We start from the raw sequence: 26,416 nt of genomic DNA, 5'->3' as shown, positions 1-26,416 counted from the left end.
GATACGTTGAAAGCGCTCGTACTCGAACGCACGCGCGAGCTCGCGCTGCGCGACATCGACCTGCCGCTACAGGTCGGCCCCGGCGATGTCCGGATCAAGATCCATACGGTCGGTGTCTGCGGCAGCGACGTGCATTACTACGTCCACGGCGGGATCGGCCCGTTCCGCGTCGACGCGCCGATGGTGCTCGGCCACGAGGCGTCCGGCATCGTCGTCGAGACCGGCGCCGGCGTCACGCACCTGCGCGTCGGCGACCGCGTGTGCATGGAGCCCGGCGTGCCGCGCCTCGATTCGCCCGCGACGCTGCGCGGCCTCTACAACCTCGATCCCGACGTGCGCTTCTGGGCGACGCCGCCGGTGCACGGCTGCCTGACGCCGTTCGTCGTACATCCGGCCGCGTTCACATACCGGCTGCCCGACAACGTGTCGTTCGCCGAAGGCGCGATCGTCGAGCCGCTGTCGATCGGCCTGCAGGCCGCGAAGAAGGCGACGATGAAACCGGGCGACATCGCGGTGGTAATCGGCGCCGGCACGATCGGCGCGATGACGGCGCTCGCCGCGCTCGCGGGCGGCGCCGCGCGCGTGATCCTCGCCGACGTCGTGCCGGACAAGCTCGCGCTGTTCGACGGCAACCCGGCGGTCACGACCGTCGACGTACGCGCGCGGCCGCTCGCCGATGCGGTGGCGGAAGCGACGAGCGGCTGGGGCGCGGACGTCGTGTTCGAGGCGAGCGGCAGCGCGAACGCGTATGCGGGCCTCGTCGACCTGATGTGCCCGGGCGGCTGCGCGGTGCTGATCGGGATGCCGGTCGCCCCCGTGCCGCTCGACGTGGTCGCGCTGCAGGCGAAGGAAGGCCGCATCGAATCGGTGTTCCGCTACGCGAACATCTTTCCGCGCGCGCTCGCGCTGATCGCGTCCGGCGCGATCGACGTGAAGCCGTTCATCTCGCGCACGTTCCCGTTCTCCGAAGGCGTGCGCGCATTCGAGGAAGCGGCGAGCGGCCAGCCGCGCGACATCAAGATTCAGATCGAAATGGATTGAGCCATGGCCCGGATCACCTGCAAGGCATTGTCGAAACACTACGACGGCGGCCCCGCCGTGCTGCACCCGCTCGACCTCGAGATCGCCGACGGCGAATTCATCGTGCTGCTCGGCCCGTCCGGCTGCGGCAAGTCGACGATGCTGCGGATGATCGCGGGCCTCGAGGCGATCACCGGCGGCGAGCTCGCGATCGGCGACAGGGTCGTCAACGATCTGCCGTCGCGCGAGCGCGATGTCGCGATGGTGTTCCAGAACTATGCGCTGTACCCGCACATGACGGTGTACGACAACATCGCGTTCGGCCTGCGGCGCCTGAAGGTGCCGGCCGACGAGATCGACCGCCGCGTGCGCGACGTCGCGCGCATCCTGAGCCTCGACGCGCTGCTCGAGCGCCGCCCGCGCGCGATGTCTGGCGGCCAGCAGCAGCGCGCGGCGATCGCGCGCGCGATGATCAAGACGCCGGCCGTGTTCCTGTTCGACGAGCCGCTGTCGAATCTCGACGCGAAGCTGCGCACGCAGTTGCGCGGCGACATCAAGCGGCTGCACCGGCGGCTGAAGACGACGACGCTGTACGTCACGCACGACCAGCTCGAGGCGATGACGCTCGCGGATCGCGTCGTGCTGATGCGCGGCGGCCATATCGAGCAGATCGGCACGCCGGCCGAGCTGTACGGCCAGCCGCACACCGTATTCGCCGCCGGGTTCGTCGGCACGCCCGCGATGAACTTCGCGGCCGGCACGATCGAGCACATCGGCGCGAACGTGCTGCTCGCCTGCAACGGCGCGCGCTGGCCGCTCGCGTCGCCGCGCTTCGCACGGCTGCAGCACGGCCAGCAGGTGAAGGTCGCGATCCGCCCGAACCACCTGCGGCTCGTCGCCGAAACCGATCAGGCCCCCGGCACGCTCGCGCTGACCGGCACGGTCGAGCTCGTCGAACTGCTCGGCGCCGAGGCGCTCGTCACGCTGGACTGGCACGGCCAGCCGTGCGCGGCCCTCGTGCCGGCCCCGATGGCCCCGGCGCCGGGCGCCGTGGTAGCGTTGCGCTTCGACGAAGAAGCCCTGCATCTGTTCGACGCCGGCACCGAACGCAACGTCGCGCTGCCGGATGCGAACCCGATCGCGCACACGGCGCCGGCAGCCGCGACGCGCGCCACGCCGCCTGCCGCGACGGGCTGGTCGATGTCCCGTTCGTAGCGCGCCGGCACGACCCGACGGAGCACACGATGAACCCGGATCTCGAGATCGTTCCCACCCACCGCGACGAATCGTTCCGCGCGTGGGTCCACGACTATCCGCATTCGGTCGCGAAGTGGCACTTCCATCCCGAGTACGAGATTCATCTGATCCAGGCGTCGCACGGCAAGGTGTTCGTCGGCGATCACATCGGCGATTTCGGCCCCGGCAACCTGATCGTCACCGGGCCGAACCTGCCGCACAACTGGGTCAGCGAACTCGCCGACGGCGAACGCGTGCCGTCGCGCGACGTCGTGCTGCAGTTCTCGCGCGACGCGATCGAGAAGATGGTCGGCGCGTTCAGCGAACTGCAGCCGGTGATCGACCTGATCGACGATGCGGCGCGCGGCGTGCAGTTTCCCGACCGCATCGGTCTCGAGGTCGCGCCGCTGATGCTCGAACTCGCGAACGCGCATGGCTGCCGGCGCGTCGAGATTCTGATGTCGCTGTTCGACCGGCTGTCGTCGTGCCGCGAGCGGCGCGTGCTTGCGGGCCCCGGCTACCGCAGCGATGCGCAGCACTACATGTCGTCGACGATCAACCAGGTGCTGTCGTACCTGCAGCAGAACCTGCCCGGCATGCTGCGCGAGAGCGACGTCGCCGCGTTCGCCGGCATGAGCGTGAGCACCTTCACGCGGTTTTTCCGCCGCCATACCGGCTCGTCGTTCGTGCGCTACCTGAACCGGCTGCGCATCAACGAGGCGTGCGAGCTGCTGATGTTTTCCGACCTGACGGTGACCGACATCTGCTACCGGGTTGGTTTCAACAACCTGTCGAACTTCAACCGTCAGTTTCTCGCGATGAAGCAGGTGCCGCCGTCGAGGTTCCGCGCGCTGCACCGGCTCAACGAACCGCACGGCCGCGACGACGCGCCGCCCCCGCGGCGTGTGCCGCCGCGCGCCCCAGACAGGATGCTTCATACGTGACATTTCTCGGCATCGATCTCGGCACGTCCGAGGTCAAGGTTCTCCTCACCGATTCCCGTTCGGTCCCACTCGCGACAGGCTCGGCCACGCTGTCGATCAGCCGGCCGCATCCGCACTGGTCGGAACAGAGCCCGCAGGCGTGGTGGCACGCGATGCTCGATGCGATCGCGTCGGTGCGCGCCGCGCATCCGGCCGGCTTCGCCGCGCTGCGCGGCATCGCGCTGTCCGGGCAGATGCACGGCGCGACGCTGATCGATCGCGCGGACCAGGTGCTGCGCCCCGCGATCCTGTGGAACGACACGCGCGCCGGCACCGAATGCGTCGAGCTCGAGGCGCTGGTGCCGGAATCGCGCGCGATCACCGGCAACATGGCGATGCCGGGCTTCACCGCGCCGAAGCTGCTGTGGCTCGCGAAATACGAGCCCGCCGTGTTCCGCGCGGTGCACAAGGTGCTGCTGCCGAAGGACTACCTGATCTGGCGCCTGTCCGGCGAATTCGTGTCCGACCTGTCCGACTCGTCGGGCACGCTGTGGCTCGACTGCGCGCGCCGCGACTGGTCCGACCGGATGCTCGCCGCGACCGAGCTGTCGCGCGCGCAGATGCCGCGCCTCGTCGAAGGCAACGCAGCCGCCGCGCAGCTGCGTGACGCGCTGCGGCGCGAATGGGGCATCGCGGGGCCCGTGACGATCGCCGGCGGCGCCGGCGACAACGCGGCGTCCGCGATCGGCATGGGCGTCACGGGCGCCGGCAGCGGCTTCCTGTCGCTCGGCACGTCGGGCGTGCTGTTCGCCGGCAACGACCGCTTCGCGCCGAACCCGGACGCCGCCGTGCATGCATTCTGCCACTGCGTCGAAGGGCGCTGGCACCAGATGAGCGTGATCCTGTCCGCCGCCGCGAGCCTCGACTGGCTCGCGCGCGCGCACGGCACGACCGCCGGCGTGCTGGCCGTGCGCGCCGAACGCGCCGATCCGGCCCGCGCGCCGCTGTTCCTGCCGTATCTCGGCGGCGAGCGCACGCCGCACAACGACGCGCATGCGCGCGGCGTGTTCTTCGGGCTGTCCAACGAGCACGATGCGGTCGACCTCGCATATGCGGTGATGGAAGGCGTCGCGTTCGCGATGGCCGACGGCTACGACGCGCTGCGTGCGGCGGGTACGACGCTCGATGCGGTGTCGTTCATCGGCGGCGGATCGAAGAGTGCGTTCTGGGCGCGGCTGTGCGCGAATGCGACCGGGCTCGCGATGCAGCGCCATGCGGACGGCGCGGTCGGCGCGGCACTCGGTGCCGCGCGTCTCGCGCGGCTCGCCGCGACGGACGACACGCTTGCGGAGGTCTGCGTCGCGCCGCCCGTTACGGAGACGGTCGCGCCCGATTCGGCGGCAGTCGATCTGTTGGCCGGCCGGCTCGCGCGGTATCGGCGGTTGTATCGGGCGTTGCGTGACGAGTTTGCGTATGGCGACTGAGCGGCGGCGAGATCGTGCTTGACCCGGCCCTTGGGGTCGCCTTTATGCTGAGCGCAACGAATCGACAGCAGAGAGAGGTGACGGATGAGCACATCCTCGCACCGTTTGAACGCATCGGCAGCTGCCGCGCGGCTCGGCGTATCGATCAAGGCGCTCCGGCTCTACGAGCGGCACGGCCTCGTTACGCCTGAACGAACGCCGGCCGGATACCGTGCCTACGGCCCGGACGACCTCGCACGCGCGGCCGACATCGCGACGCTGCGTGCGCTCGGCCTCAGCCTCGCGCAGGTGGCGAGCGTGCTCGATGGCGACGCACGCAGCCTGGACGACGCGCTGGCTGCTCACGAAGCGGCGCTCGACCACGGCATTCAGGATCTCGTGCGCAAGGTCGACAGCGTGCGCGCGATCCGCGCCGGCCTTGCGCGCGGCCGGATGCCCGCCGACGGCGAACTGACGCGGCTGCTCGACGATACCGGCGCCGGCGTCGCGTTCAGCCTGCCGTGGCCGTGGGGCGGCGAGTGGTTCGAGTGTCGCGATATTCGGCCGTTGAACTACATCATCGGCTCGCTGGGAAGCGGCAAGACGCGGCTGGCGCGTCGGCTGGCCGACGCGCTGCCAGGCGCCGCGTTCGTCGGTCTCGATCGGCTGGAAAACGATGGCGCCGCCGCATGCGATGCGTTGCGCGTCGATCCGGAACTGAAGTCGCGCGTCGACCGCGCATCGGCCGTGCTCGTTGGCAACGGTGCAACGCCGTCGGTAGCACTCACCGCGCTGCTCGCCAGTCTCGAAGCGGACGGCCCGCGTGCGCTGGTCGTGGACATGATCGAACAGGATCTCGACCGGCCCACGCAACTGGCGTTGATCGCCCATCTGCGCGAACGCGCGACCGCCGGAATGCGGCCGCTGTTCGTGCTGACGCGCTCGTCGGCGATCCTCGATCTGGCGGCGGTCGGCCCGAACGAAACCATCATCCTGTGCCCGGCCAATCACAGCCCGCCTTCGCGCGTGGCGCCCTACCCGGGTGCGCCCGGCTACGAAGCGGTTGCCACGTGCCTTGCGCCGCCCGAGATACGGGAGCGGCTCGCGCGTCGACCGGAAGTGGCGTAAGCCGTCATCCGTTCGCGGCGCCGGCAACATGCCGGCACCGACCATCACGACTCCAGCCGCCCCATCCTGCGCGCCATCGCCGGGCTCACCGCATGCCCCGGATCGAAGCCGAAGAATTCGAGCACGTGCCGCGCGACGTCGTCGCGATCGTTGTCCGCGCAGATCATGTGGTAGCTGTTCTCCAGCACGATCCCGCGCGCGTCGGGCATCTTCTCCAGCAGGAAATCGGCCGAGCGCAGGCTCGTCAGTTCGTCCTCGCGCGCATGCAGCACGAGCGTCGGGCATCGCGTATCGGCCGCGGCTTCCAGCGCCCAGTCGCGCATCCGGTCGACCTGCCGCACGCACGCGAGCGGCACCCACGCATAGTGGAACCCGTCCTGCCGCTCGAACTTCTTCTTCACGATCGCGCGGATCGTCGCGTTCTTGATGCCGAACGGCTCGCCTTCCTCCACGCGCATCCGCTCGGCCACACCCGGCACGCGATACAGCAAATGCCGCAGCGACCGGTACCACGGCGTCGACCAGCCGTCGATGAACACCGGCGTGGCCAGCAACGCGAGCCGGCCGCGCGCATGCTGCACGCGGTGGCACAGCAGCAGCGCGACCAGCGCGCCCATGCACATGCCCGCGACATGCAGCGTGTCGTACTCGCGTTCCAGCGCGCGATACTGCTCGGTCACCGCGTCGAGCCACGCCTCCGCGCGCACGCCGACCAGATCCTCGGGGCGCGTGCCGTGCCCCGGCAGCGTGATCATGTGCGTGTCGCCGCCCGCGCGCTGCATCGCCTTGTGCAGCGAACCGAGATCGTATTGCGTGCCGCCGAGCCCGTGGATCAGCAACACGCCCGTGCGGCCTGTCATGACGCGTGTCCGCTCATTCGTCCGCCGGCCACACGCGCTCGATCTGCCAGACGCCCGCGACCACCGTCACGTCGACGTTCGAATCGAGCAGCGGCGCGCCGTGATCGGTGATCGTCTGCGTGCCGCCGTCGCGCTGCACGATGCGCAGCGACAGCGACGCGCGATCCTCGCCCGCGATCTCCGCATTCCAGTAATCGCTCAGCGCGGCGCGGTCGCCCGGCTGCACCCGTTCGAGCACGAGCGCCACGCTCGCGATCTCTGCGTGTTCGACGCCGACGCCGAACACGCGCTCGACGTCGCCGCTCCACTCGATCCGGCCCGACGCCGGATCGAGCACGTACGCGATCTGCCCGGCGCTCGCGAGCGCGAGCTCCATGTTGTTCTGCAGCACCGCCGCGTGCTCGTGCACGCGTTCGCGCGTCGTCTTCAGCGTGCTCACCGTCAGCACCAGCAGCGACGCGACCGCCAGATAGAGCTGCGCCTCGAGCAGCGAACTGCCGTAGTGCTCGTGGAACGACGCGAACGGGCCGTCGCCCTGCGCGGTCTGCTCGATCACGATCAGCGCAAGTATCAGCACCGACGACGAACCCGCGCGGCCGCCGAGCAGCAGCGTCACCGCGACGGTCAGGAACAGCGGGACATACGTGAACGCGAAGCCGGCGCCCGTGCCGAATTTCCGAGACGTGTCGCCGTCGAAGATCACCAGCGCGACGATCGCGAGCAGCACGAACGCGACGACGCCGAGCATCAAGTCGAAGCGCTCGTGATCGCCCGAACGGTGCGCGCGGAAGCGCGACCACGACGCGAGCACCGGCGTGACCAGCAGCACGCCGACGAAATCGGACGCGGCCCACACGGACCACACGTCGAAGAACGACGCGTCCTTGAGCGTCGCGTACCACGCCGCGCCGCCGATCGCGCCGACGACGCCCGCGATCAGCCCGGCGAGGATCACCGAGCGCAGGAAGTACAGCCCTTCGAGCGAGAAGCGGATGTGCCGCACGAGCCACACCGCGAGCGCGGCCGCGCCGACTTCGTCGACCGTGAACAGCGCCGCGTTGACCAGGCTGCCGTGTTCGATGCCGGTCAGCACGAGCTGTGCGACGAGGAACGCAGCGGCCAGCGTCAACCATTCGCTCAGCGGCCGCAGCATGAACGCACCGACCGTCACGCCGGCCGGCAGCCAGATATAGCCCGTCAGCCGGACGGGGCCGTTGAACTCGTGCGAGATGTAGCCGGTCGCGAGATACAGCGCCGCCCAGAGCAGCGCGGCGACGAGTCCCGGCTGCGATCGTTTGGTGTCCATCGAGGATTCCTGTGTATTGCGCCGTGCGGGCAAGCGCGCTGCCGCTCGGAAGCGGCGGCGCGCCCGTGGCTGGCAGGTGCGCGATGTGCGAATGATATGCGGACGGGTTGGGCGGTGGAATACCGGGAGCCGGAAGCGCGTTCGGGGCGCCGGCGTGCCCGCAAGCTGGCGAGTGTGACCGGGAAAGTATCGGAAAAGTTCGTTGTTTGCCGGGCGCTATCAGGACAGGTCAGCGAGTCGTCTTGGCCGGACGGCCAAAATCGCGCGCGGCCGGTCGATCCCGCCTGACATGAAAGGCATCCGAAAGCGTTCGTTTCGGGTATCGTCCACGTCTCCAGCCAACCTTCCGTATGACCACACGCAATGGAAACAGTACCGGCCCGGCCGAAATCGGCCCCTTTGATGCAATGAGCCGATTTCGCGTCACGTACGACGGGCCCGCACTCGAATCGTCCGAGATGGACGTGCGCGAACTTGCACCCGCGCTGCTTGCAATCGGCGATTTGCTCGACGCGTCGACCCGCGCGCTGTGCGGCGATCAGGTTCGGCCGCAGGTGAACGTGCGCGGCAGCTTCAAGACCGGCAGCTTCGGCGTCGACTTCACGCTCGCGACATCGCTGCTCGGCCGCATGCGCGACATGCTGAGCGGCAACGAAGGCACGGCGCTCGCCAATGCAGTCACGATCCTGACCGCGCTCGGCATCGCCGCGCCCCGGGCAAGAAAGGGGCTCTTCGCCGTCCTCAAATGGCTGCGCGGGCGCGAGATCCAGCAAGTGCGGATGCAGGACCACACCGCGGTGCTGCACGTCGACGGCGACGAACTCGAGATCGACCTGCCCGTCCTCACCCTGCTGCGCGACCTCCGCGTTCGCAACGCAACCGCACAAGTCCTTGCGCCGCTCGCGCGCGAAGGCATCGTGATGTTCGCGGCCGGTACCGATACGGAGATCATCGAGACGGTCACCCGCAACGAGATCGCGTGGTTTCACCCGCCTGAACAAGCCGATGCGCTCCTTCTCGACGAGCATCGAAAGATGGCGTTCTCGATCGTGTCGCTTGCGTTCAAGGACGACAACAAGTGGCGACTGTACGACGGCTCATCGACGATTCACGCGGCGATCACGGATACCCGCTTCCTGTCGCGCGTGAACAACAGCCAGATCAGCTTCAGCAAGGGGGACGTGCTCGTCTGCAATGTCCGAATGCAGCAGTGGCAAACTTCGGACGGCGCAAAAACCGAATACGAGGTCACGGATGTCCTCGAACATCGCCCGGCCGGCCTGCAGATTCAGTTGCCCGGCCTTTGATCCGCGTCGAAGGCCACGCTCCCAACCCAACCCGTCATCCATCATGAAACCGGCGATCGATCTGCGTCCTGCCTCCCTGGAGGATCTCCCCTTCCTGCTGACCCTCCGCCGGCTCACGATGACCGAGCACCTGCAACGGGTCGGCGCACCCACCGACGACGAAGCGCACGACCGGCGCATCCGGGCAAATTTCGAAGACGCGATGATCATCTGCGAAGGCGCCGATGCAATCGGCTTGCTGAAGGTGACGCGCGCCGCCGGCGAATGGCACGTTCATCAGATCCAGCTCCTGCCCGCGCGCCAGGGCCAGGGCATCGGCGAGGCCGTGCTGCGCGAATTGCTGGCCGACGCGGCACGCGCGAACGTGCCGGTGTCGCTCAGCGTGCTGCACGGCAATCCGGCGCGGCGTCTCTACGAACGGCTCGGCTTCCGGCCCGCATCGGAAACGGAAACGGAAACGAGTGCGAGCCTCGTCTGGCGCGCGTGACGCGTCAGATGTCGAAGCCGCGTTATTGCGTGATCTTCGCGCCCTTCAGCAAATTGCCGATCATCTGCGCACTCGCCTTCTCGACCGCGATCGCCTGCAGTTGCTGCTGAAGCACCGGCTTCGCAGTCTCGAAGCCCGGCACCTGCGTCGGCCGCTTCGCATCCAGCTTAACGATGGCCCGCACGCCATCGACCGGGATCGAATCCTTCGTCACGGCGCCGACCGTCAATTTCTCGAGCGCCTGCGCGATCGGCAGCGGCAATCCGGCCGTCTTGCCTTCCGCCGCCGGCGTATTGAAGCTCACCCACGGCAGCTCGCCGCCGGCATCGCGGCTCGGCGCCATGCTGTACTGGCGCGCCAGCCCGTCGAAGGACTTGCCCGACTTCAGCTCGCTCAGCACGGTCGCCGCCGTCGCAGGATCCTTGACGACGATCAGCCGCGGCTTGTACTCGTTCTTGCCGAGCGCTGCGACGAGCGCGTCATAGCGTGCCTTGATCTGTTCGTCGGTCACCGGCTCGGGCTTCACGTTGTCGCGCACGTACAGTTGCACCTCGGCATTCGTCTTCGCCTGCTGGATCGCTGCCTTGACCTCGGGCTTGTCCGCGTAATTCGCCTTCTCGGCGGCCTGCTGAACCAGCACGCGCGTGATCAGTTGCTGCTTGATCGCGTCGCGGATCCGCGGCGAGTCGGGCTGCCCCGACGCGCGCAGCACCGCATCGACGTCCGCCTGCGTGATCGCCGTGCCGTTGACGGTCGCGACGGTTGCCGTCGCGCCGGACGGCTGCGACTCAGTCGCCTTCTGTGCATGGACGGGACCGCTCAGCGCGCCGGCCAGCGCGGCAATCAGCAACAGGCGGTTCGGTGTCGTTTTCATCTTCATCGTTTTGTCGCTTCGTGCTTGGAAAACGCGGCACGGGGCATGCCGCGCAGGTTCACCGGCGTTGCCGCACGCCGGCGCAACCGTTCAGTCGTTCAGGTTCATCATCGCGAGCACAGGCAGCCCCCGCCCGTGCCGCTGTCATTGTGCACGGAACCGCGTTTGCGCGTCGGGAGGTTGGGGGCGGCCGCCGAAGGCGGCGAGGCGCGCGTCACGCGCGCCGTTCATCGGAAACGTCGAATACGCTCGTTGCTTCGAGGGCACGACCGCCAACCGAAGCGGCGACAGGCATGCGTCACCGCAACCGGCCGCACCGCCGTCAAGGCGTCCATCGATACACGGTGATGCTGTTCCCCTTCACGTTGTTCTTCATCACCACATACTCGCCGTTCGATCGGCGGTACGCGCGAATGCTGTACATCGCGTCGATCGCGCTGCTGGTATCGACGGTCGCGGGGCTCGCGTTGACCAGCGTGGTGTCGAGATTGCCGGTGGTGAGGTTGAACGCGTCGACGTTCGGCCACAGCGGCCCGCTGCTGCTGAACCAGTAGCCGACGAACAGATGGTTGCCGGCCGCGTCGATCGATTTCGCGCCGCTGTGAGGCAGCGTGATCACCGGGTCGGGCTTCGTCGTGTTGCCCGCGCTCCAGCCATGATACACCTCGATGCGCGTGCCGATCGACGTCCAGTCGTTGGTCCCGACCGCGCCCTGCGCGAGCACCATAGTGTCGCTGTCCGCGAGGTAGACGATGCGCGTCAGCGGCTGGATGCCGGCAGGAACGCGGGTCGCGACGCCCGGCCCCCACGACGGCTTGCCGCTCGCGTCGAAGCCGGTCAGCGGGTAGTGGTAGATCGCGCCGGTCTTGTCGAGGCCGGCCCACACGCCGCCCTTGCTGTCGAGGCTGAACCCGCTCGTGACGCGCTGCGTCGTGTTGAACGCGGGGCCCGGAATCGATCCGTCCGGAATCGCGACATAGCCGTTCGCCGCGTTGAAATGGAAGAAGTAGAAGACCGGCGGGTTCTGGCCCGCCGCGACGAGAATCCGGTTCGCGCCGACGGACGTGAGCAGCCCGAAATGCTCGTCGCGCTGCGTGTCGCTCATGTTGATGCGCGGATCCGACGGGTACGTGAACGGATCGACGGTGTTCGCGACGAACGTGCCGCCCGCGCTGCCGCTGTACACGTGCGTGCCGCCATAGAACAGCGCGCCGTCCGTGACCGGGTCCGGCGCGGCGATGCCTTCGAAGTTCAGCGACTGCAGCGTCCAGCGCAGGCTGCCGGCGCTGCTGTACGCATGAATGTCGGTGGCGCCGTTGCGGCCGAGATCCCAGCTTCCGCCCCACGGGTTGTTGAGCACATAGAGATTGCCGGCGCTGTCCTTGCCGATCCCCGCGATGCGCGTGAAGCGTTGCGCGCCGACCTGCCCCTTGATGCCCGTCGTCGTGTCGAGATAACCGCCGCGCACGCCGAACGTGCCGGCCAGCGCGGGCCGGCCCGACACCGTATAGCGCTTGATGTTCATGTCGGGGCCTTCGTCGCCCACCATCAACTGCCCGGCCGCCGCATCGAAATACAGCGCCGACGGCTTCGACCCGGCCGGCAGCCGGATCGTGTTCAGCAGCGCGCCGGCCGGGCTGAAGCCGACGACCGAGCCCGCGCTCTTCTGCGCGACCCACACGTTGCCCGCGCCATCCACCGCGAGCGCGCCCGGCGCCGACACGTTGATGTCCCGCTGCCACACGCCGTCGGCGGTGAACACGCGCACGCGATTGCCGTAGAAGTCGCTCGCATAGAGCAGCGAGCCGGCCGTCGCGAGCCCGGTGACGACGTCGATGCGCGGCTGGTTGGTCGCCGCGCTGATCTGGATCACGCGATCGCGATACTTCGTCGCGCGGTTGTACCGTCCGACCGCGCCGCTGCCGTAGGTCTTGCCGGGCTGCAGCGCGACGAATAGCGACGTCGCGTTGCCCGTGATCGCGCTGCCCTGGAATTCCGAATGCGTGCCCATCGAGCCGACGCTCTTGCCGTTCTGGTAGATCGCGACGCCGCCTTCATCTTCGTCCCACATCGACGCCGTGTAGATGACGCCTTCGGGCGCGACCCACATCGAACGCGCGACGTTGCCGACGTGGGCCGCGAGCGTGCCGTACGTGTTCGCCAGCCAGTCGGTGGTGTTGCCTGCGTGAGCGGCCGGCGCGATCGCGGCGATTGCTGCGGCAAGAAGCGCAGCCTGAATACGTTTTCCAGCGACCATGACTGATGCTCTCCTGAATGGGGCAAACATTCACATGAGGGGGCGGCCGGCCGGATGGCTTGAAATCCGCGATGCGTAAATTGTTCCGCTGAATCATCCGGCGCAGTCGGTATTACGTGCGGCATGCGTTCGATAATGAGCAGGGCGAGAATAGCGCTATATAAATCGAAAAAAATTGCGGACCGTCCGTGCCATTGCGCTTTTCATCGGATCGGCTTCGATCGCATTGCCCGTGGCAATCAAGCATCCCGACGGCAGGCGCGGCTGTGCGGCAGTGAATGTTCACTTGCGCGCTCGATCGGGAATGGGGGAAATCGGAGAAATCAGGCTGTTCGCCTGCGGGAATATCGCCGCTGGTTCGACGACGACAAATTGAAACCGCGAATACCGTTTCCGGCGAATCGAAAAAAAGGCTACCGCATGCAATGCGGAATCATTGCCACAAAACAAATCGCAGGCCTGAATCCGTTTCGAATCCAGGCCGGCGCTTGTCATTCACAGTGGAACAGGCAACGCGCCGTCGCCGCCGCGTTGCACCGCATCATGCCGATGCCGACGTTTCCGGCACCTTCACCTGCATGACGCGCCCTGCGTCCGGATCGTCGTCGTCGCGCGGCGCGTCGAGCTGCCCTTCCCACTTCGCGACCACGGCAGCCGCGATCGAGTTGCCGACGGCGTTGGTGGCCGAACGCCCCATGTCGAGGAACATGTCGACGCCCATGATCAGCAGCAACCCCGCTTCGGGCATGTTGAACTGGTTGAGCGTCGCCGCGATCACGACCAGCGATGCGCGCGGCACGCCCGCCATCCCCTTCGACGTCACCATCAACATCAGCAGCATCGTGATCTGCGTGCCCAGCGGCAGATGGATGCCGTACACCTGCGCGATGAACAGCACCGCGAACGTGCAGTACATCATCGAGCCGTCGAGGTTGAACGAATACCCGATCGGCAGCACGAAGCTCGAGATCTTGCGGTTCACGCCGAAGCGGTCGAGCGCGTCCAGCAGCTTCGGATACGCGGCCTCGGAGCTTGCCGTCGCGAACGACAGCAGGAACGGCTCGCGGATCAGCCGGATCAGCGTGAACGCGCGCTTGCCGAGGAACGTCACGCCGGCGAGCGTCAGCACGCCCCACAGCAGCGCCAGCGCCAGATAGAAGCTCGCCATGAACTTCGCGAACGTGAGCAGGATGCCGAGCCCTTCGGTCGTGATCGTCGACGCCAGCGCCGCGAATACCGCAACAGGCGCGAACCACATCACCGCGCCCGTCACCTTCAGCATCACCTGCGCGAGATCGTCGATCACGCCGGTCAGACGCTTGCCCGCTTCGCCGAGCGCGGACAGCGCGGTGCCGAAGAAGATCGAGAATACGACGATCTGCAGGATTTCGTTGTTCGCCATCGCCTCGGCGATCGATTTCGGCACCAGGTGGACCACGAAATCCTTCAGCGTGAATGCGCCCGTCTTCAGGCCGAGGGTCGCATCGGACGCCGGCAACGGCAGGCTCAGGTGGCTGCCCGGTTGCAGGAGCGTCGCGGTCAGCAGGCCGAGCAGCAACGACGTGAACGACGCGATGAAGAACCAGCCGAACGCCTTGACGCCCACGCGGCCCACCGCGCCGCCGTCGCCCATCTGCGCGATGCCGACGGTCAGCGTCGCGAATACCAGCGGCGCGATGATCATCTTGATCAATCGCAGGAACACGTCGGACAGCAACGACACGTAGCCGGCGACTTCCTTGGCCATCTTCGGGTCGGGAAACGCGCTATGGCACGCGTAACCCACTGCGATACCAAGAATCATCGCGACGACGATGTACTTGGTAATGTTGCGATTCTTCTTCATTAGCAATCCAAATTACAGAGCGTGTGCTTCCAACGGCTGGAAAATCATTCGCGTCCGGCTGCGAATCGGAACTCACGTCGCAACGCGTACGACAGGCCCGCTTCCGGCGGTCGCCATGGCGGACAGGGGGGGCATTCTAACGCAAACGGTCCGCATGCTTTCAAATCTGAAAGAAAAGTCGGTTGATCTGCGTCCATGCGGCGCCGGAAAGGCGGGTTTTGTCGCGATCCGTGCCGACCGGCGCGAGCGGCCATCGAGCGCTGCAACCTCGACGGACAGGCCGCCAGTGCCGACCGGCGACGACACGGGAAGACCATCGCGACACATTCTCACAAAGATGCGCAGACCTCGACACTACCGCGCGTAACCTCTATGTAATATTTCGAAATGATTCGCGTTGCCGTAACGCCCGAGCGGCACTACGCAATCTCGGGTCGGGAATGCGGAACTGCGTTCGAGCCGTTGCTCCAGACAGGGCAAGTCATTCGCTTGATAAGCAGTCCTCCCAATGAATGAACGGGAAAAATCGGCATCGTGATGAACATTCTGTACACCAACTTCCACGGCGACTACGGCGGCGGTCAGGATACCTACGTCCGCGATCTCGCCGCCGCGATGAGCCCGCATCACCGCGTGACCGTCGCGTCGCCGGAGGGAAGCCGCCTGTCGCGACTGTTGAAGGACAGCCCCGACGTGGCCATCTTCGACATGGAATTCAAACCGCGCTGGAACCGGCTGTGCCAGGAGCTTGTGCGGCTGCGCCAGCGGATCGTCGCCGAGCGCTTCGATGTCGTTCACGTCAACGGGTCCGCCGATCACCGGCAGGTGATGCTGGCGCTGCTCGGGTGCCGGCACCGGCCGGCGGTCGTGCTCACCAAGCACAACACGTATCGCGCGGACAGCTTCGGCAACCTGCTGCGTGCGCGGCTTGCAACCGACCACACCATCGCGGTCAGCGACTACGTCGGGAGCATGCTCGCGCTCCGTTCGCCGTACGGGAACGTCACGGTCGTCAAGCACGGCGTGCGCAGGCAGGCCGAGGAACGACCGGCGGGCGACGAGATCCGCCGCCGCAAGGTCGCGCTGTTCGGGTCGTCGGGCGCGGACGCGATCGTGCTGGGCAGCAGCGCCGGCACCGCACCGGAGAAGGGCTGGATGGATCTGATCGCGGCGCTCGGCCGCCTGCCCGAACACGAGCGCGAGCGGTTTCGCGTGCTGCTGGTCGGTGCGGAGCCGTCCTGCGCGCAGCGCGAGCAGATCGCGCGGCACGGCATGACGTCGCGCACCGTGTTCACCGGACGGCTCGACGACGTATGCGCGCCGTTCTCGATCATCGACGTGTCGTTCGTGCTGTCGTACCACGAGAGCCTGTCGTACGCGTGCCGCGAAGCGATGTCGCTGGGCTGCCCCGCGATCGTGACGCGCGTGGGCGGGTTGCCCGAGAACGTCGAGCCGGGCGTGGACGGATGGGTCGTCCCGCCGCGCGAGCCCGAAGCGATCGGGGAGATCCTGCGCGCGATCGTGCGCGAGCCCGGCTGCGTCCGCGCGATGGGACGCAGCGCGCGGCTGAAAGGCAAGCGCGAGTTCTCGTTCGACAGATTCGTCGACGCGACCTTGTCCGTCTATCGAAAATCGATTCGACACAACCCGCATCGCTGGGCGACATCCTTGAGGTCCATGTAATGGCCATGAACATCTGGAAGAAGTACTGGGACCTGCGGACGCAGGAGTGCCCGGGCGACGTGCACTTCGTCGAGTGGCTGGAAGCCGTTCGCCTCAACGGCATCCGCATCTATCACTTCGGCACCGGCGGCCACCACCACGTCGGCATCGAATGCGCGCGGCCGCACCTGAACAACGCCGTCTTCGGCGTGACGGCGTCGCCGAAGGAATACAAGTCGTATGTCGATCTCGTCACGCGGCAACCGGAGGTGAGCAAGACCTACCTCGCATATTTCGGCGACATCTATACCAGCAACTCGGACCTGCTGCCGGCGTTCGACGTCGTCACGCTGTTCCACCTGTGCGAATTCCGCGACGAGACGAACAGCCGCTACGGTGCGATGACCGACGCGGACGTGCTCGACCTGTTCGCCCGCCATACCGCACGCGAAGGTCACCTGCTGTTCTACAAGGGCTCGTCGGCCTACCGGAAGGCCGAACCGATCATCGAGCAATGGGCGGCGAACGCCGATTTCACCGAGGTCGGAAGCTTCAAGACCCTGCGGATTTTCCGCAAGGCCGCGTAACCCTGCGTTGTCACGATCCGCCGATGCTTCTGTCCGCCACGCGTTATCCGATCCTGATGTATCACCAGATACGCCCGCTGCCGCCGCCCGACCGGCTGCGCAGCCTGAGCGTTGCGCCCGACGCGTTCCGCCGCCAGATGACGCTGTTCGGGCGGCTCGGCTACCGCGGCCTGAGCGTGCGCGAACTGCAGCCGTATCTGCGCGGGGAGCGCAGCGGGAAGGTTTTCGGCATTTCGTTCGACGACGGCTTTCTCAACGTGCTCACGCATGCGATGCCGGTGCTGGACGAGCTCGGGTTCACCGCGACCTGCTATTTCGTCGCCGGCCGGTTCGGCGGCATGAACGACTGGGATGCGGATGCCGATACCGCACGCTCGCCGCTGATGACGTGCGAGGACATGCTCGCGTGGCGCGATCACGGCCATGAAATCGGCTCGCATACGCTCGATCACGTCGCGCTGTCGCACGTGCCGGCGCACGTGTCGGACCTTCAGGTAATCGAATCGAAGCGGCGGCTCGAAGCGCTGAGCGGCCGGCGCGTCGAATCGTTCTGCTATCCGTACGGCGATCTGGACGCGCGCGTCCGCGACCAGGTCGCCGCCGCCGGATACGGCAATGCGACGACGACCCGGCGCGGTTGCGCCGACGCGTCCGACGATCCGTTTCTGCTGCCGCGGATTCCGGTCGCGGGCGGTGTCGGTGCGCTTCGGTTGCTGTTCAAGTGTGCGCGCTGGCGTGTGCGCAAGCGCGGGTAGCGCCGGGAACGGCGCTTGTGTCATGGCGAAATGGTGAAGCGTCGGCACCGAATTCGATCGGCCCGACGCCTGTGCACGGATCGATACCTTTACCGAGGCAAGGTCTTCCGGATCGCGGCCGTCGCCGCCGCGATCGCCGCGCGTGCGCGATCAGTCCGAGGTTTCCCGCGCGAGTTTTGCCTGCCGCCGGGCCCGGTCGTTCACGATCTGGTGGCGCCGATGGTCCGTCATCTTCTTCCACGCGCGCGCTTCGTCCCGCGTTCGCAGGCACGCCACGCAGTAGCCCGTCCTGCCGTCGAACGAGCACACGTCGATGCAAGGCGATTTGACTGCCATGCTTATTGCCCTCGCGTCGCCGGCACGACTTCGACGGTGACATGCGACAGATCCTTGAACCGCTGCAGCACGCCGTGATAGAAGCGCGAATCCCGCTTCGGGTCGTCCGTCGCCACCGACACGACCGCGCTCATGTGGCCCGGCCCGAGACGCCAGACGTGCAGGTCGTTGATCGTGTCGCCACCGCTTTCGATTGCGCTGCGCACGTTATCCGTCAACCGACGATCCGAGCTCATGTCGAGCAGGATCGCGCCGGTGTCGCGCATCAATCCGTATGACCAGTTCGCGATCACCACCGCACCGATGATGCCGGCCAGCGGGTCCATCCACAGCCAGCCGAACGCGCGCGCGAGCAGCAGCCCGACGATCGTCAGCACGGAGACCGCCGCGTCGGCAATCACGTGGATGTAGGCCGACCGGATGTTGTGATCGCGCGCCGCCGCCGCGGACGCGCCATGGTCGTGCTCCTCGAATGCCAGTTCGTGCTCGCGCCCGTTCAACCGGACAATGGCCGTGAATGCATGCGGCTCGGGAATGTTCTCGACCGACTCCAGGCATGCGCCGCGCACGCTCATCGCGAACGCCTGCCGCGCACCGTCCGGACGGATCGTCGTGATCGATGCTGCCGTGATGTCGCCGAGCGTCGCGCCGGCAATCGCCGGCGCGATCCGGAACACCGGCGGCACGCCCTCTTCGAAGATCGACACGGAAAACGCGCCGCCTTGATCGAAGACCGTGTGCGTCGCCTCATCGTGGCCGTGGCCGTGGCCGTGGCCATGACCGTGATCGTCATGTCCATGCCCGTGGTGATGGCCGTGGTGATGCCCATGCCCGTGCCCGTGGTGATCGCCGCTCAGCAGCCAGACGCTCGCGATGTTGACGAGCAGGCCGACAACCGCGATCGGAATGGCCTCGCCGAAATGGATCGGAACCGGCGCGAGCAAACGCGCGACCGCTTCATAGCCGATCAGCAGCGCGATCATCGCGAGCACGATGGCGCTCGTGAAGCCTGCCAGGTCGCCGAGCTTGCCCGTGCCGAACACGAATCGCGGATCGCTCGCATGCCGGCGCGCGTACGTGTACGCGAGCGCGGCGATCAGCATCGCGCCCGCGTGCGTCGACATGTGCAACCCGTCCGCGATAAGCGCCAGCGAGCCGAAAATCGACCCGCCGACGATCTCGACCACCATCATTGCCGCGCACAGCCCGATGACCATCCAGGTCCTGCGTTCGTTCTGTTCGTGCGCGGCGCCGAGAAAGATGTGGTCATGCCCTGCGCCGAAGGCGTCGTTCCTGAAGTCGCTCATTCCTGCCTCGATTATTTGAAGTAGCTGTGAACGACTTCGATCAGCTGTTCGGTCGCGCTGCCCTCGTCCTCGTGCCCCTCGGCGTCGACGAGATGGCTGCGGATGTGATCCTCGAGCACGACCGCGAGCAGGCCGTTCATCGCACCGCGGCCGCTCGTGATGAGCTGGAGGATCTCGTTGCAACCGCGCTCTTCCTCCAGCGCGCGTTCGATTGCTTCGACCTGTCCCTTGATCCGGCGGACACGATTCAGCAGCTTCTGCTTTTCCTTGACGGTGTGGCTCATGGCGATCCTTTCATATACCGGGGGGGAGTATATCCGGAAAGGACTTTCAATATAGGGGGTAGGGGTATATTCAGCGAGACGAACGGTAGAGCTCGAACTGCGGCGCCGATGCGGCTCGGCGAGTTCGTGCATGCGCTCGACGTCGGCGGCACCGCCGCACCCGAAGCGGTCGGCTTCGAGGCCGTGATGGCCGGCACGCGTCGACGCACGGAAAACGACGATCAGTTGCTGGAACAGATGAGTGCGGTGCTTGACTCGCTCCATGCGCACTTTGCGTCCAACGGAAAGAGCGAAACCGGAGGTGGGCCATGACCAGGACGGTAGCGACAAACGCGCCCGGCTACTCGCTGGGCCAACTAGTCGGATACATGTTGCGACTCGGCGCGTTGGGGTTCGGAGGCCCGGTGGCGCTCGCCGGCTATATGCGTCGCGATCTCGTCGAGAAGCGCGGCTGGATCATGGAGGCCGACTACAAGGAAGGGCTCACGCTGGCCCAGCTCGCACCGGGTCCGATGGCCGCCCAGCTCGCGATCTATCTCGGTTTCGTCCACTACCGGATCCTCGGCGCGACGCTCGTCGGTTTCGCGTTCGTGCTGCCGTCGTTCCTGATGGTGCTCGCGCTCGGGTTCGCCTATGCGCACTTCGGCGGGCTGTCATGGATCCAGGCGGTTTTCTACGGCGTCGGGGCCGCCGTGGTCGGCATCATCGCGATGAGCGCGTACAAGCTCACGATGAAGACCGTCTGCAACGACAAGCTGCTGTGGGCGATCTTCATGACTCTGGCTGCCGTGACCTTCATCACGGAATCGGAAATCGCGTGGCTCTTCATCGTCGCCGGCCTGATCGGCTGGCTTTGGCGCGCCCCGCCCAAGTGGCTGCACAAGGGCGGGCTGAGCGCGCTTGCCGGCGCCAACCTGCCGGCGGCCAGCGGCCTGCTGAGCGGCATCGATCTGCCGCAACTCGCGCAGATCGGCGTGTTCTTCGCGAAAGCCGGCGCATTCGTGTTCGGGTCGGGGCTCGCGATCGTGCCGTTTCTGTACGGCGGTGTCGTGACCGAGCATCACTGGCTCAACGACAAGCAGTTCGTCGACGCCGTCGCGGTCCCATGATCACGCCGGGGCCGGTCGTGATCACGGTCGGCTTTATCGGTTACCTGGTGGCAGGCTTCCCGGGCGCATTCGTCGCCGCGCTCGGCACGTTCCTGCCCTGCTATCTGTTCACCATCATCCCGGCGCCCTACGTCAAGAAATACGGTCACCGGGCCGACGTCAAGGCGTTCGTCGACGGCATCACGGCGGCGGCCGTCGGTGCAATCACGGGCTCCGTCCTTGTCATCGCGAAACGCTCGATCGTCGACATCCCGACCGCCGTCCTGGCCGTCGCGACCGGTCTGCTGTTGTGGCGCTTCAAGAAGCTCCAGGAGCCGGTGATCGTCACCGCTGCGGCGCTCTTCGGGCTGGTGGCCTACCCGTTGCTCCATCATTGATTCGAACGCGCGATTCGCGCTTTCGGATCGACGAGCCGGCCTGCCGCACCTGCCCGTCGACCGCCGGGCCGAACCCGTTCTCGCCAGCACGCCGGGCACGAAGCGCTCGCAGCGCGAGCGCTACGGCTTCGTCCTCTGTCGAAACCGGCTTCTGACTCATTGCGGTTCGATCCCGGCGGCGCACGCTTCGGGCGAAGTGCCCGCAGCGTTCAACCGAATTGGGCGGTCAGCCATCCTTCGGCCCATTTCGTCGCGTATGCAACCGCGTCGTCCCGCGCATCGAAGCCGGCCAGATCGCCGCTGGCGTGTACTTCCCGCTCACCGCCGTCCAAAAGAGTCGTGGTGATCCTCACATGCGCGATGTACTCTCCGTCCGCCCTGCGGGGTGTCGGGTCGATTCGGAACCGTGTCGAATTGAAGAGCATGGGCTCCTCCCTGTTGGGTTACCGCGAGCCAGGCTGTCGCGGGAGCAGCGCGAGAAAGCGTCGGACGTCGACAAGTGCCATCGCCCGGCCGCCTCCCGGCAGGATTAACGATTCGCCATCCCGCTTTTGCGGCGTGGCGCACAACCCGATTCGAACATCGGGAACGCATCCGCATCGACCTCGCAGCGATGGTCGCGGATAGACCGGCGAATGAAGTGCCGCCCGCAGGCAGAGATGGAAGCTCGTTGCTTCGGAATACCTCCGAAGCCACTCTCAAGCGACGGGACGAGAGGAGAGCGTTATCGCTAGTCAATGGTGCCCGGACGATCGGCCACGGTGAGCAGCCCGATCGCATTCAGAGAGGCACGCAGCGCGATGCGCAAGAATCGGTCATGGGTCATCCGATGGTTCGATGCTACGCCGTTCCACAATTTTGTATAGCGAAATTTCGGGTGAATTCCTGTCGCCGGAGCGTGCCTTCGTACTGTTGCGAGGTGTGAGTCACGGCGGCAGCGCGTATAGTGGGGCTAGCTGCGCCACCGGCTCCGGATAACAGTTTCGGCACTGACGACGCAGCTCACGCATGGGAGCCGATGCTCATGACTCGCATCATCAAGCATCGATGAATTCGAAGCACGCCGTGCCTGGCTTGCACGAGCCGCGGATATCGATACTGGAGCTGCATTCGACGATGTCCTGCGCATCGAGCAGCGTCGACGCATAGGCGAGAAGCACGTCACCAACGGTCTTTTGCGTCCACATCGAACGCCATGCTCGAAGGAGAGCGTTGACACGAGCTGGACCGGCTAACGTAAGCCCCTGGAACAAACAGCGCCACCCTTGACGTCCTTATATGAACACCGCCCTAAAGGGAGGTGATTCCCACACCTGGCGATGCACGTCCGCATCGGAGAATGTTCAATGCAGCGTTGATATCGCGATCATGCTCGACACCACAGTTGCTGCACTTCCACTCCCTTATTCTCAGTCCCGCGATACCTTTCGGCCGCGTTGTGCTGGCTTTCGACCCGCACGCCGAACAGGACTGGGTAGAACCGCTTTCGTCGACTTCCTCGAACGTGGCCCCGTGCGCGATCGCTTTGTAACGGAGCCTATTTCGGAAGGACGACCAGGACGCGTCATAGACGCTTTTCGCCATCCTGGTTCTGGCGAGCTTGGCGGCCGACACGTTGCCGACCGCGATGTAGTCGAAGCGCCGCACCAGATCGAGCGCGAGCTTGTGCTGGAAGTCCGCGCGAGCGTTTGCCACCTTGGCGTGCAGCTTCGCGATGTGCCGCTTGTGCTTTCGCGCACGCTGCGCTTTCGCCAGCTTTTCGGCCGCGCGCTGGCCGAACCGGTCGTTAGGCAGCTTCTCGCCGGTCGAAAGTGTGGCGAAGTCTTTCAGACCGAGATCGAGGCCGACGCCGGAACGGATCGGGCGCGCCTTAACATCGGGTATCTCGATCACGATATTCAGGGACCAGTTGCCCCGCGCATCCTGCGCAAAGTTGGTGCCGTCCTTGATCTTGCCGTCGGGCAGCGGGCGACTGCTGAACACGCGGAAGGTGTGGCCGGCGAAGCGGAATGCGTCGCCCTCGCGCTTCAGATCGCGGCCCTTCAGCGACACCCAGCCAAGCGATTGCCTGCCGCGATAGCGCAGGTAGGGGCGACGGTGCTGGCTGCGCGACTTCGCGTATTGCTCGCGCGTTGCATTGACCGTGCCGGAGTGGACGCCGAGTTCCTTGCTGCTGCCGGTCGTCAGCACGTTCAGGTCGAACCCCGTCGGCCACTTCTTGCTCCACTTGAGCGCGTGCTTCTGCGTGTCGTTGCAGAAGTTCCACACGTAGTTCACTGCTCGGCTTTGCTTGTTCAGCAGGCCGCTCAACGATTTCACTCGGTAGCGATAGACAAGGATCATGCCGGCCATCCTAATCCGTGGAAGAAGCTGCCTGTCAAGAGCGCTCCTTTCCTCCCCGCCCTGAAGGACGGGGTTTCTCGGAGCATCTGATGAAAATCGATCGCAGTTCCATTCCCCACTACCTCGTCCTTCGCGCCGGCTGGCCACCCTATGTGTTGAATGCGGACCGCCTGGTGCTCCGCCGCGAAGCGAGCCCGCTGTTGCGAGCGTTCGCGCGAACTCGCGGAAGCTTTGCACATGTCGATGACGTCGCGTGGAACATCTTCTCCGATGCAGAGGGCCTCTCAGTAATCGAGCGTCGGGAAACAGGGTTTTTCACGTTGATCACCGGAACCGAGACCGAGCATCAGCTGCATTTGCTGGCAACCCTCTGACATTGCTACAGAGGCAGCGCAGCATACGGCCATCGTCGAACAAGGGCCGCGCGCGGGGATTTTCCGTGCATTTTTACGGAATGCTGATTTTTCCGGGCAGCCACTTGTTCTGCCCCTCGGCCGAAAGCGCTTGACACCTTCGTTGCCGAGGCGTACTGTCGGTCGCTGAAGTATTCAAGAAGCGTGATTGCTGCCCATCATTAACCGCGACCTGCGGTATTCGTTGTCCTCTCCCTCCTTGATTATTTTTTCCCGCACCCATTCAGGGCGCATACGCACGTCCATTTTCAGGAGATCTAATATGGATACCGGTACCGTCAAGTGGTTCAACGACAGCAAGGGCTTCGGCTTCATTACGCCTGACGCAGGCGGCGACGATTTGTTCGCGCACTTCTCGGAAATTCGCGGCGACGGCTTCAAGACGCTCGCCGAAGGCCAGAAAGTCAGCTACGAAACGAAGAGCGGCCCCAAAGGCCTGCAGGCGTCGAACATTACCGCCCTGTAGTCCCCACAAGCTGTCAGCCCGTTCACGGAGCGGCACGCAACTGCCGCTTCCGGCGCATACGCACCTCCATCGCAGACGCCACGCGTCTCGATGCATGCTCGACCGGGTCATCGGTTTCGCATCCGAACGTCGAGCATGCGCGTATGCAGATGCTCAGCCGCCCCTCGCAGCACGCATGTCCAGCCGCGTGTGCGTGATCGGACGAGTCCCGCTCAGCGGATCACTCAAGCCGCGCAGCAGGAGAACCCGCATGACCAGAAGTCAACCTCGCAGTAACAAGGCGCCTCCGCGTGCCAAGCCTGCCATGACCCTGCCCAAGCTCGGCACGGCATTGAACTGGGTGCCGCCCAAGGCTCCCGCTGTCACGAAGTCGCGCCCGAAGAAGCGCCCGCCTGCGCCGTAATAGCGGATCGAGCCAGCCGCTGCGTGACAAAGCGGCAAAGAGGCGGCCACCGCTGCCGTGCAGCGCGACCCCGGCGCGATGGGTCGAAACGCGCAATCCGGAATAAGTTGAACGCCCAACAAACGATGCGCGTATGATGGGTTCATTCGGGCGATCATTTGCCGTCTGACTGCTCACCCCTCCATCTACCCTCTTGCTGCATCGCCCCTCCCCCGCGCTGCAACGTTGTCCCTTTCACCCCACCGGCACGCCCTGCAACGGCGATACTGGCCGGTTGTGTTCGCCCATGCAATTCGTGGTGGCCGAACGCCAGGAGTTTGCCATGAGCATGCATGTCTACCGTGGATTCGAGATTTATCCGCTGATTTACCCCCACGTACCGGCGCCGAATGGTTGCCCGCATAACTACGATGCCGGTTTCGACGCGGCAGTCAAGATTTGCCTTCGCGGCACCACCGACACGCTGACGCAAAGCCAGACGTTCAGATTGCACGACAAATCCCCGTTTGACAGCGCCGGTGACGCACGTCGCGCTTCGCTGCGCTACGCCGAGACCATGATCGACGACAACCGCGAGAAGCAGGGCTTCTTTTCCGGCGCGCTCTGACGCGACTCGTCAACGCGACGCAATCTGTCGGCGATTTGGAGGACAAAATGATCATCGATGAACTACTCGGCTTGATCGGACGGCATGAGGTCACCCGGACCGACGCCGTCCTGCCCGCCGGAATCGCCGACTCGGCACAAAGCCACCAGCAAGAACTGCAAATGTTCGTGGCGGTACGCGCACTATCGATCGGAGCCGGATATTCGGAGTTCGAGTCCGACGAGATAGCGAGCGCCGTCATGACACGACTCGGCTAGTTTTTTCCATTCCAACGCTCCCAAACAGGATCTACATGACAACAGTCACACTCAAGGTCAACGAACCGATCGACGTCGCGCTGCGGCGATTCCGACGCACTATCGAGAAAACCGGGCTGATTCGCGAGTTGCGCAGTCGCACCAGCTACGAAAAACCCACGACGGAACGCAAGCGGAAAAAGGCCAGCGCCGTTTCCAGGCAGCGCCTGCGGGCGAAGCGCATGTTGCCGCCCCGCAAAATGTACTAGGGAGCACATCGTGTACAAGATGCCGGGCGACGAGCCGCCGTTTTTCCCGCTGACGAAATGCGAAGTCGATTTCGATCAGCAGAAAGACATGGTGACGCTGCTGCCGAGCTTCTATGCCTTCGGATGCGAGTACACCAGCCGCGGTTTTCTGATCGGGCGGGACGATGCGTTCAAACTGATTGCCGCGATCGAGAAAGCGCTCAGCATCCAAGGATGAGCCGACACTCGCACGCTCGCGAGCATCGACAACCAGAAGATGGACTATGCGCGTCCGGACCAAGTACGTAGATTTGCTCTATTTCCTCGTTGTCCTGCAACTCGTCACTCAACGGCAGAGTCGCGAGTGGCTGTCGCCGTTTCAACTCGTCGAATCGCTGCAAGGATGGCTTATCGTCCATCGCGCGAAATGCGAGTGGCGCGATCGTGTGTGGATCGGCCATGCATCGCTTCAGATAGCGAAGTCGGTCCGCCCGGTCGACAACGCCGCATTTTCAGGACCGCTTCCTGATGTAACGAAAGACTCGGCGCTCCCGCCACGAGACGCGCTCGCGGGCC

The 26,416-nt window shown here is 65.6% G+C and carries 28 protein-coding genes and 2 pseudogenes; 19 read left to right on the top strand and 11 right to left on the bottom strand.

Features of this window, described 5'->3' with window-relative positions; all coding sequences use genetic code 11:
- The first annotated feature begins 6 nt into the window (after positions 1-6).
- The 5 genes from GD429_RS04900 to GD429_RS04880 all read left to right on the top strand — a co-directional run bounded on the left by GD429_RS04900 (position 7) and on the right by GD429_RS04880 (position 5,770).
- Positions 7-1,041 (top strand): NAD(P)-dependent alcohol dehydrogenase, encoded by a 1,035-nt coding sequence (locus GD429_RS04900; protein WP_152855917.1) that lies wholly within the window; start codon positions 7-9, stop codon positions 1,039-1,041.
- Positions 1,042-1,044: 3 nt separating this feature from the next.
- Complete coding sequence (locus GD429_RS04895) at positions 1,045-2,235, top strand: ABC transporter ATP-binding protein (RefSeq protein ID WP_152855916.1); 1,191 nt, start codon at positions 1,045-1,047, stop codon at positions 2,233-2,235.
- Positions 2,236-2,264: 29 nt separating this feature from the next.
- Entirely contained in the window at positions 2,265-3,200 is a 936-nt protein-coding gene (locus GD429_RS04890; protein WP_152855915.1) for an AraC family transcriptional regulator, read from the top strand.
- Positions 3,197-4,663, top strand: a complete 1,467-nt coding sequence (xylB, locus tag GD429_RS04885; RefSeq protein ID WP_321574408.1) for a xylulokinase — start codon at positions 3,197-3,199, stop codon at positions 4,661-4,663. The genes GD429_RS04890 and xylB overlap by 4 nt, the downstream gene beginning before the upstream one ends.
- Positions 4,664-4,747: 84 nt before the next feature.
- Positions 4,748-5,770, top strand: coding sequence for a MerR family transcriptional regulator (locus tag GD429_RS04880; protein ID WP_152855914.1), 1,023 nt, complete (start codon positions 4,748-4,750; stop codon positions 5,768-5,770).
- A gap of 44 nt (positions 5,771-5,814) precedes the next feature.
- Here the strand turns inward: GD429_RS04880 and GD429_RS04875 are convergent, their stop codons facing one another.
- Together GD429_RS04875 and GD429_RS04870 are read right to left on the bottom strand one after the other, a co-directional pair.
- Positions 5,815-6,630: an alpha/beta hydrolase gene (locus GD429_RS04875; RefSeq protein ID WP_152855913.1), complete on the bottom strand. Its 816-nt coding sequence runs from the start codon at positions 6,628-6,630 to the stop codon at positions 5,815-5,817.
- A gap of 13 nt (positions 6,631-6,643) precedes the next feature.
- Positions 6,644-7,936, bottom strand: a complete 1,293-nt coding sequence (locus GD429_RS04870; RefSeq protein ID WP_152855912.1) for an MASE1 domain-containing protein — start codon at positions 7,934-7,936, stop codon at positions 6,644-6,646.
- Positions 7,937-8,286: 350 nt separating this feature from the next.
- Between GD429_RS04870 and GD429_RS04865 the strand changes: the two genes are divergently transcribed.
- Positions 8,287-9,243: a hypothetical protein gene (locus GD429_RS04865; RefSeq protein WP_152855911.1), complete on the top strand. Its 957-nt coding sequence runs from the start codon at positions 8,287-8,289 to the stop codon at positions 9,241-9,243.
- 43 nt (positions 9,244-9,286) lie between these two features.
- Positions 9,287-9,730 (top strand): GNAT family N-acetyltransferase, encoded by a 444-nt coding sequence (locus GD429_RS04860; RefSeq protein ID WP_152856002.1) that lies wholly within the window; start codon positions 9,287-9,289, stop codon positions 9,728-9,730.
- 22 nt (positions 9,731-9,752) lie between these two features.
- Here GD429_RS04860 and GD429_RS04855 read toward each other — a convergent pair whose 3' ends face one another.
- Together GD429_RS04855 and GD429_RS04850 are read right to left on the bottom strand one after the other, a co-directional pair.
- A complete protein-coding gene (locus GD429_RS04855) occupies positions 9,753-10,610 on the bottom strand; it encodes a peptidyl-prolyl cis-trans isomerase (protein WP_152855910.1) in 858 nt (285 codons plus the stop codon).
- A 316-nt stretch (positions 10,611-10,926) separates the two neighbouring features.
- A complete protein-coding gene (locus GD429_RS04850; RefSeq protein WP_152855909.1) occupies positions 10,927-12,861 on the bottom strand; it encodes an SMP-30/gluconolactonase/LRE family protein in 1,935 nt (644 codons plus the stop codon).
- A gap of 135 nt (positions 12,862-12,996) precedes the next feature.
- Here GD429_RS04850 and GD429_RS04845 point away from each other — a divergent pair, with 135 nt between their 5' ends.
- Entirely contained in the window at positions 12,997-13,443 is a 447-nt protein-coding gene (locus tag GD429_RS04845) for a hypothetical protein (RefSeq protein ID WP_152855908.1), read from the top strand.
- Here GD429_RS04845 and GD429_RS04840 read toward each other — a convergent pair.
- On the bottom strand, positions 13,403-14,707 hold the full coding sequence (locus GD429_RS04840; RefSeq protein ID WP_152855907.1) for a dicarboxylate/amino acid:cation symporter: 1,305 nt from the start codon (positions 14,705-14,707) through the stop codon (positions 13,403-13,405). The genes GD429_RS04845 and GD429_RS04840 overlap by 41 nt on opposite strands.
- 537 nt (positions 14,708-15,244) lie before the next feature.
- Here GD429_RS04840 and GD429_RS04835 point away from each other — a divergent pair.
- The 3 genes from GD429_RS04835 to GD429_RS04825 are packed head-to-tail and all read left to right on the top strand — an operon-like array spanning position 15,245 to position 17,711.
- Complete coding sequence (locus GD429_RS04835) at positions 15,245-16,390, top strand: glycosyltransferase (protein ID WP_152855906.1); 1,146 nt, start codon at positions 15,245-15,247, stop codon at positions 16,388-16,390.
- Between the two features lie 5 nt (positions 16,391-16,395).
- On the top strand, positions 16,396-16,956 hold the full coding sequence (locus tag GD429_RS04830) for a hypothetical protein (RefSeq protein ID WP_152855905.1): 561 nt from the start codon (positions 16,396-16,398) through the stop codon (positions 16,954-16,956).
- A 23-nt stretch (positions 16,957-16,979) separates the two neighbouring features.
- Entirely contained in the window at positions 16,980-17,711 is a 732-nt protein-coding gene (locus tag GD429_RS04825; protein ID WP_227791535.1) for a polysaccharide deacetylase family protein, read from the top strand.
- Positions 17,712-17,861: 150 nt separating this feature from the next.
- On the opposite strand, the gene GD429_RS04820 is transcribed toward GD429_RS04825, so the two are convergent.
- Genes GD429_RS04820 through GD429_RS04810 form a run of 3 tightly spaced genes read right to left on the bottom strand, consistent with a single transcriptional unit; the run spans position 17,862 to position 19,638 of the window.
- A complete protein-coding gene (locus GD429_RS04820; RefSeq protein WP_152855903.1) occupies positions 17,862-18,047 on the bottom strand; it encodes a DUF1289 domain-containing protein in 186 nt (61 codons plus the stop codon).
- A 2-nt stretch (positions 18,048-18,049) separates the two neighbouring features.
- Entirely contained in the window at positions 18,050-19,354 is a 1,305-nt protein-coding gene (gene dmeF, locus GD429_RS04815; RefSeq protein ID WP_152855902.1) for a CDF family Co(II)/Ni(II) efflux transporter DmeF, read from the bottom strand.
- 11 nt (positions 19,355-19,365) lie between these two features.
- The gene (locus GD429_RS04810; protein WP_072438025.1) at positions 19,366-19,638 is read right to left on the bottom strand and encodes a metal/formaldehyde-sensitive transcriptional repressor; all 273 of its coding nucleotides are present in this window, start codon (positions 19,636-19,638) and stop codon (positions 19,366-19,368) included.
- 102 nt (positions 19,639-19,740) lie between these two features.
- On the opposite strand from GD429_RS04810, the pseudogene GD429_RS04805 reads away from it, so the two are divergent.
- Both GD429_RS04805 and GD429_RS04800 read left to right on the top strand, forming a co-directional pair.
- Positions 19,741-19,950: pseudogene (locus tag GD429_RS04805) on the top strand (chromate resistance protein ChrB domain-containing protein); the annotation flags it as partial.
- Positions 19,947-21,124 (top strand): annotated as a pseudogene (locus GD429_RS04800) (chromate transporter). The pseudogenes GD429_RS04805 and GD429_RS04800, both read left to right, overlap by 4 nt.
- Before the next feature lie 209 nt (positions 21,125-21,333).
- On the opposite strand, the gene GD429_RS04795 reads toward GD429_RS04800, so the two are convergent.
- From GD429_RS04795 to GD429_RS04790, 3 genes are all read right to left on the bottom strand, one after another.
- Positions 21,334-21,549: a hypothetical protein gene (locus tag GD429_RS04795; RefSeq protein WP_152855901.1), complete on the bottom strand. Its 216-nt coding sequence runs from the start codon at positions 21,547-21,549 to the stop codon at positions 21,334-21,336.
- A 612-nt stretch (positions 21,550-22,161) separates the two neighbouring features.
- A complete protein-coding gene (locus tag GD429_RS40290; protein ID WP_193727055.1) occupies positions 22,162-22,311 on the bottom strand; it encodes a hypothetical protein in 150 nt (49 codons plus the stop codon).
- A gap of 103 nt (positions 22,312-22,414) precedes the next feature.
- Complete coding sequence (locus GD429_RS04790) at positions 22,415-23,467, bottom strand: RNA-guided endonuclease InsQ/TnpB family protein (protein ID WP_152856001.1); 1,053 nt, start codon at positions 23,465-23,467, stop codon at positions 22,415-22,417.
- An 89-nt stretch (positions 23,468-23,556) separates the two neighbouring features.
- On the opposite strand from GD429_RS04790, the gene GD429_RS04785 reads away from it, so the two are divergent.
- The 6 genes from GD429_RS04785 to GD429_RS04760 all read left to right on the top strand — a co-directional run bounded on the left by GD429_RS04785 (position 23,557) and on the right by GD429_RS04760 (position 26,078).
- Positions 23,557-23,841 carry a hypothetical protein gene (locus GD429_RS04785; RefSeq protein WP_131948223.1) on the top strand — a complete coding sequence of 95 codons (285 nt, stop codon included), beginning with the start codon at positions 23,557-23,559 and terminating at the stop codon, positions 23,839-23,841.
- Between the two features lie 301 nt (positions 23,842-24,142).
- A complete protein-coding gene (locus tag GD429_RS04780; protein WP_047902004.1) occupies positions 24,143-24,346 on the top strand; it encodes a cold-shock protein in 204 nt (67 codons plus the stop codon).
- Positions 24,347-25,071: 725 nt separating this feature from the next.
- A complete protein-coding gene (locus GD429_RS04775; protein ID WP_152856000.1) occupies positions 25,072-25,356 on the top strand; it encodes a hypothetical protein in 285 nt (94 codons plus the stop codon).
- Between the two features lie 47 nt (positions 25,357-25,403).
- The gene (locus tag GD429_RS04770; RefSeq protein WP_152855900.1) at positions 25,404-25,613 is read left to right on the top strand and encodes a hypothetical protein; all 210 of its coding nucleotides are present in this window, start codon (positions 25,404-25,406) and stop codon (positions 25,611-25,613) included.
- Positions 25,614-25,648: 35 nt separating this feature from the next.
- Positions 25,649-25,861, top strand: a complete 213-nt coding sequence (rpsU, locus tag GD429_RS04765; protein ID WP_034181433.1) for a 30S ribosomal protein S21 — start codon at positions 25,649-25,651, stop codon at positions 25,859-25,861.
- Between the two features lie 19 nt (positions 25,862-25,880).
- Positions 25,881-26,078 carry a hypothetical protein gene (locus GD429_RS04760; RefSeq protein ID WP_034181799.1) on the top strand — a complete coding sequence of 66 codons (198 nt, stop codon included), beginning with the start codon at positions 25,881-25,883 and terminating at the stop codon, positions 26,076-26,078.
- The last annotated feature ends 338 nt before the right edge of the window (positions 26,079-26,416 follow it).

Source organism: Burkholderia sp. BE17, from assembly GCF_009362305.1.
Taxonomy (GTDB): Bacteria; Pseudomonadota; Gammaproteobacteria; order Burkholderiales; family Burkholderiaceae; genus Burkholderia; species Burkholderia pyrrocinia_C.
This window is presented reverse-complemented; position numbering and strand designations above follow the sequence as displayed.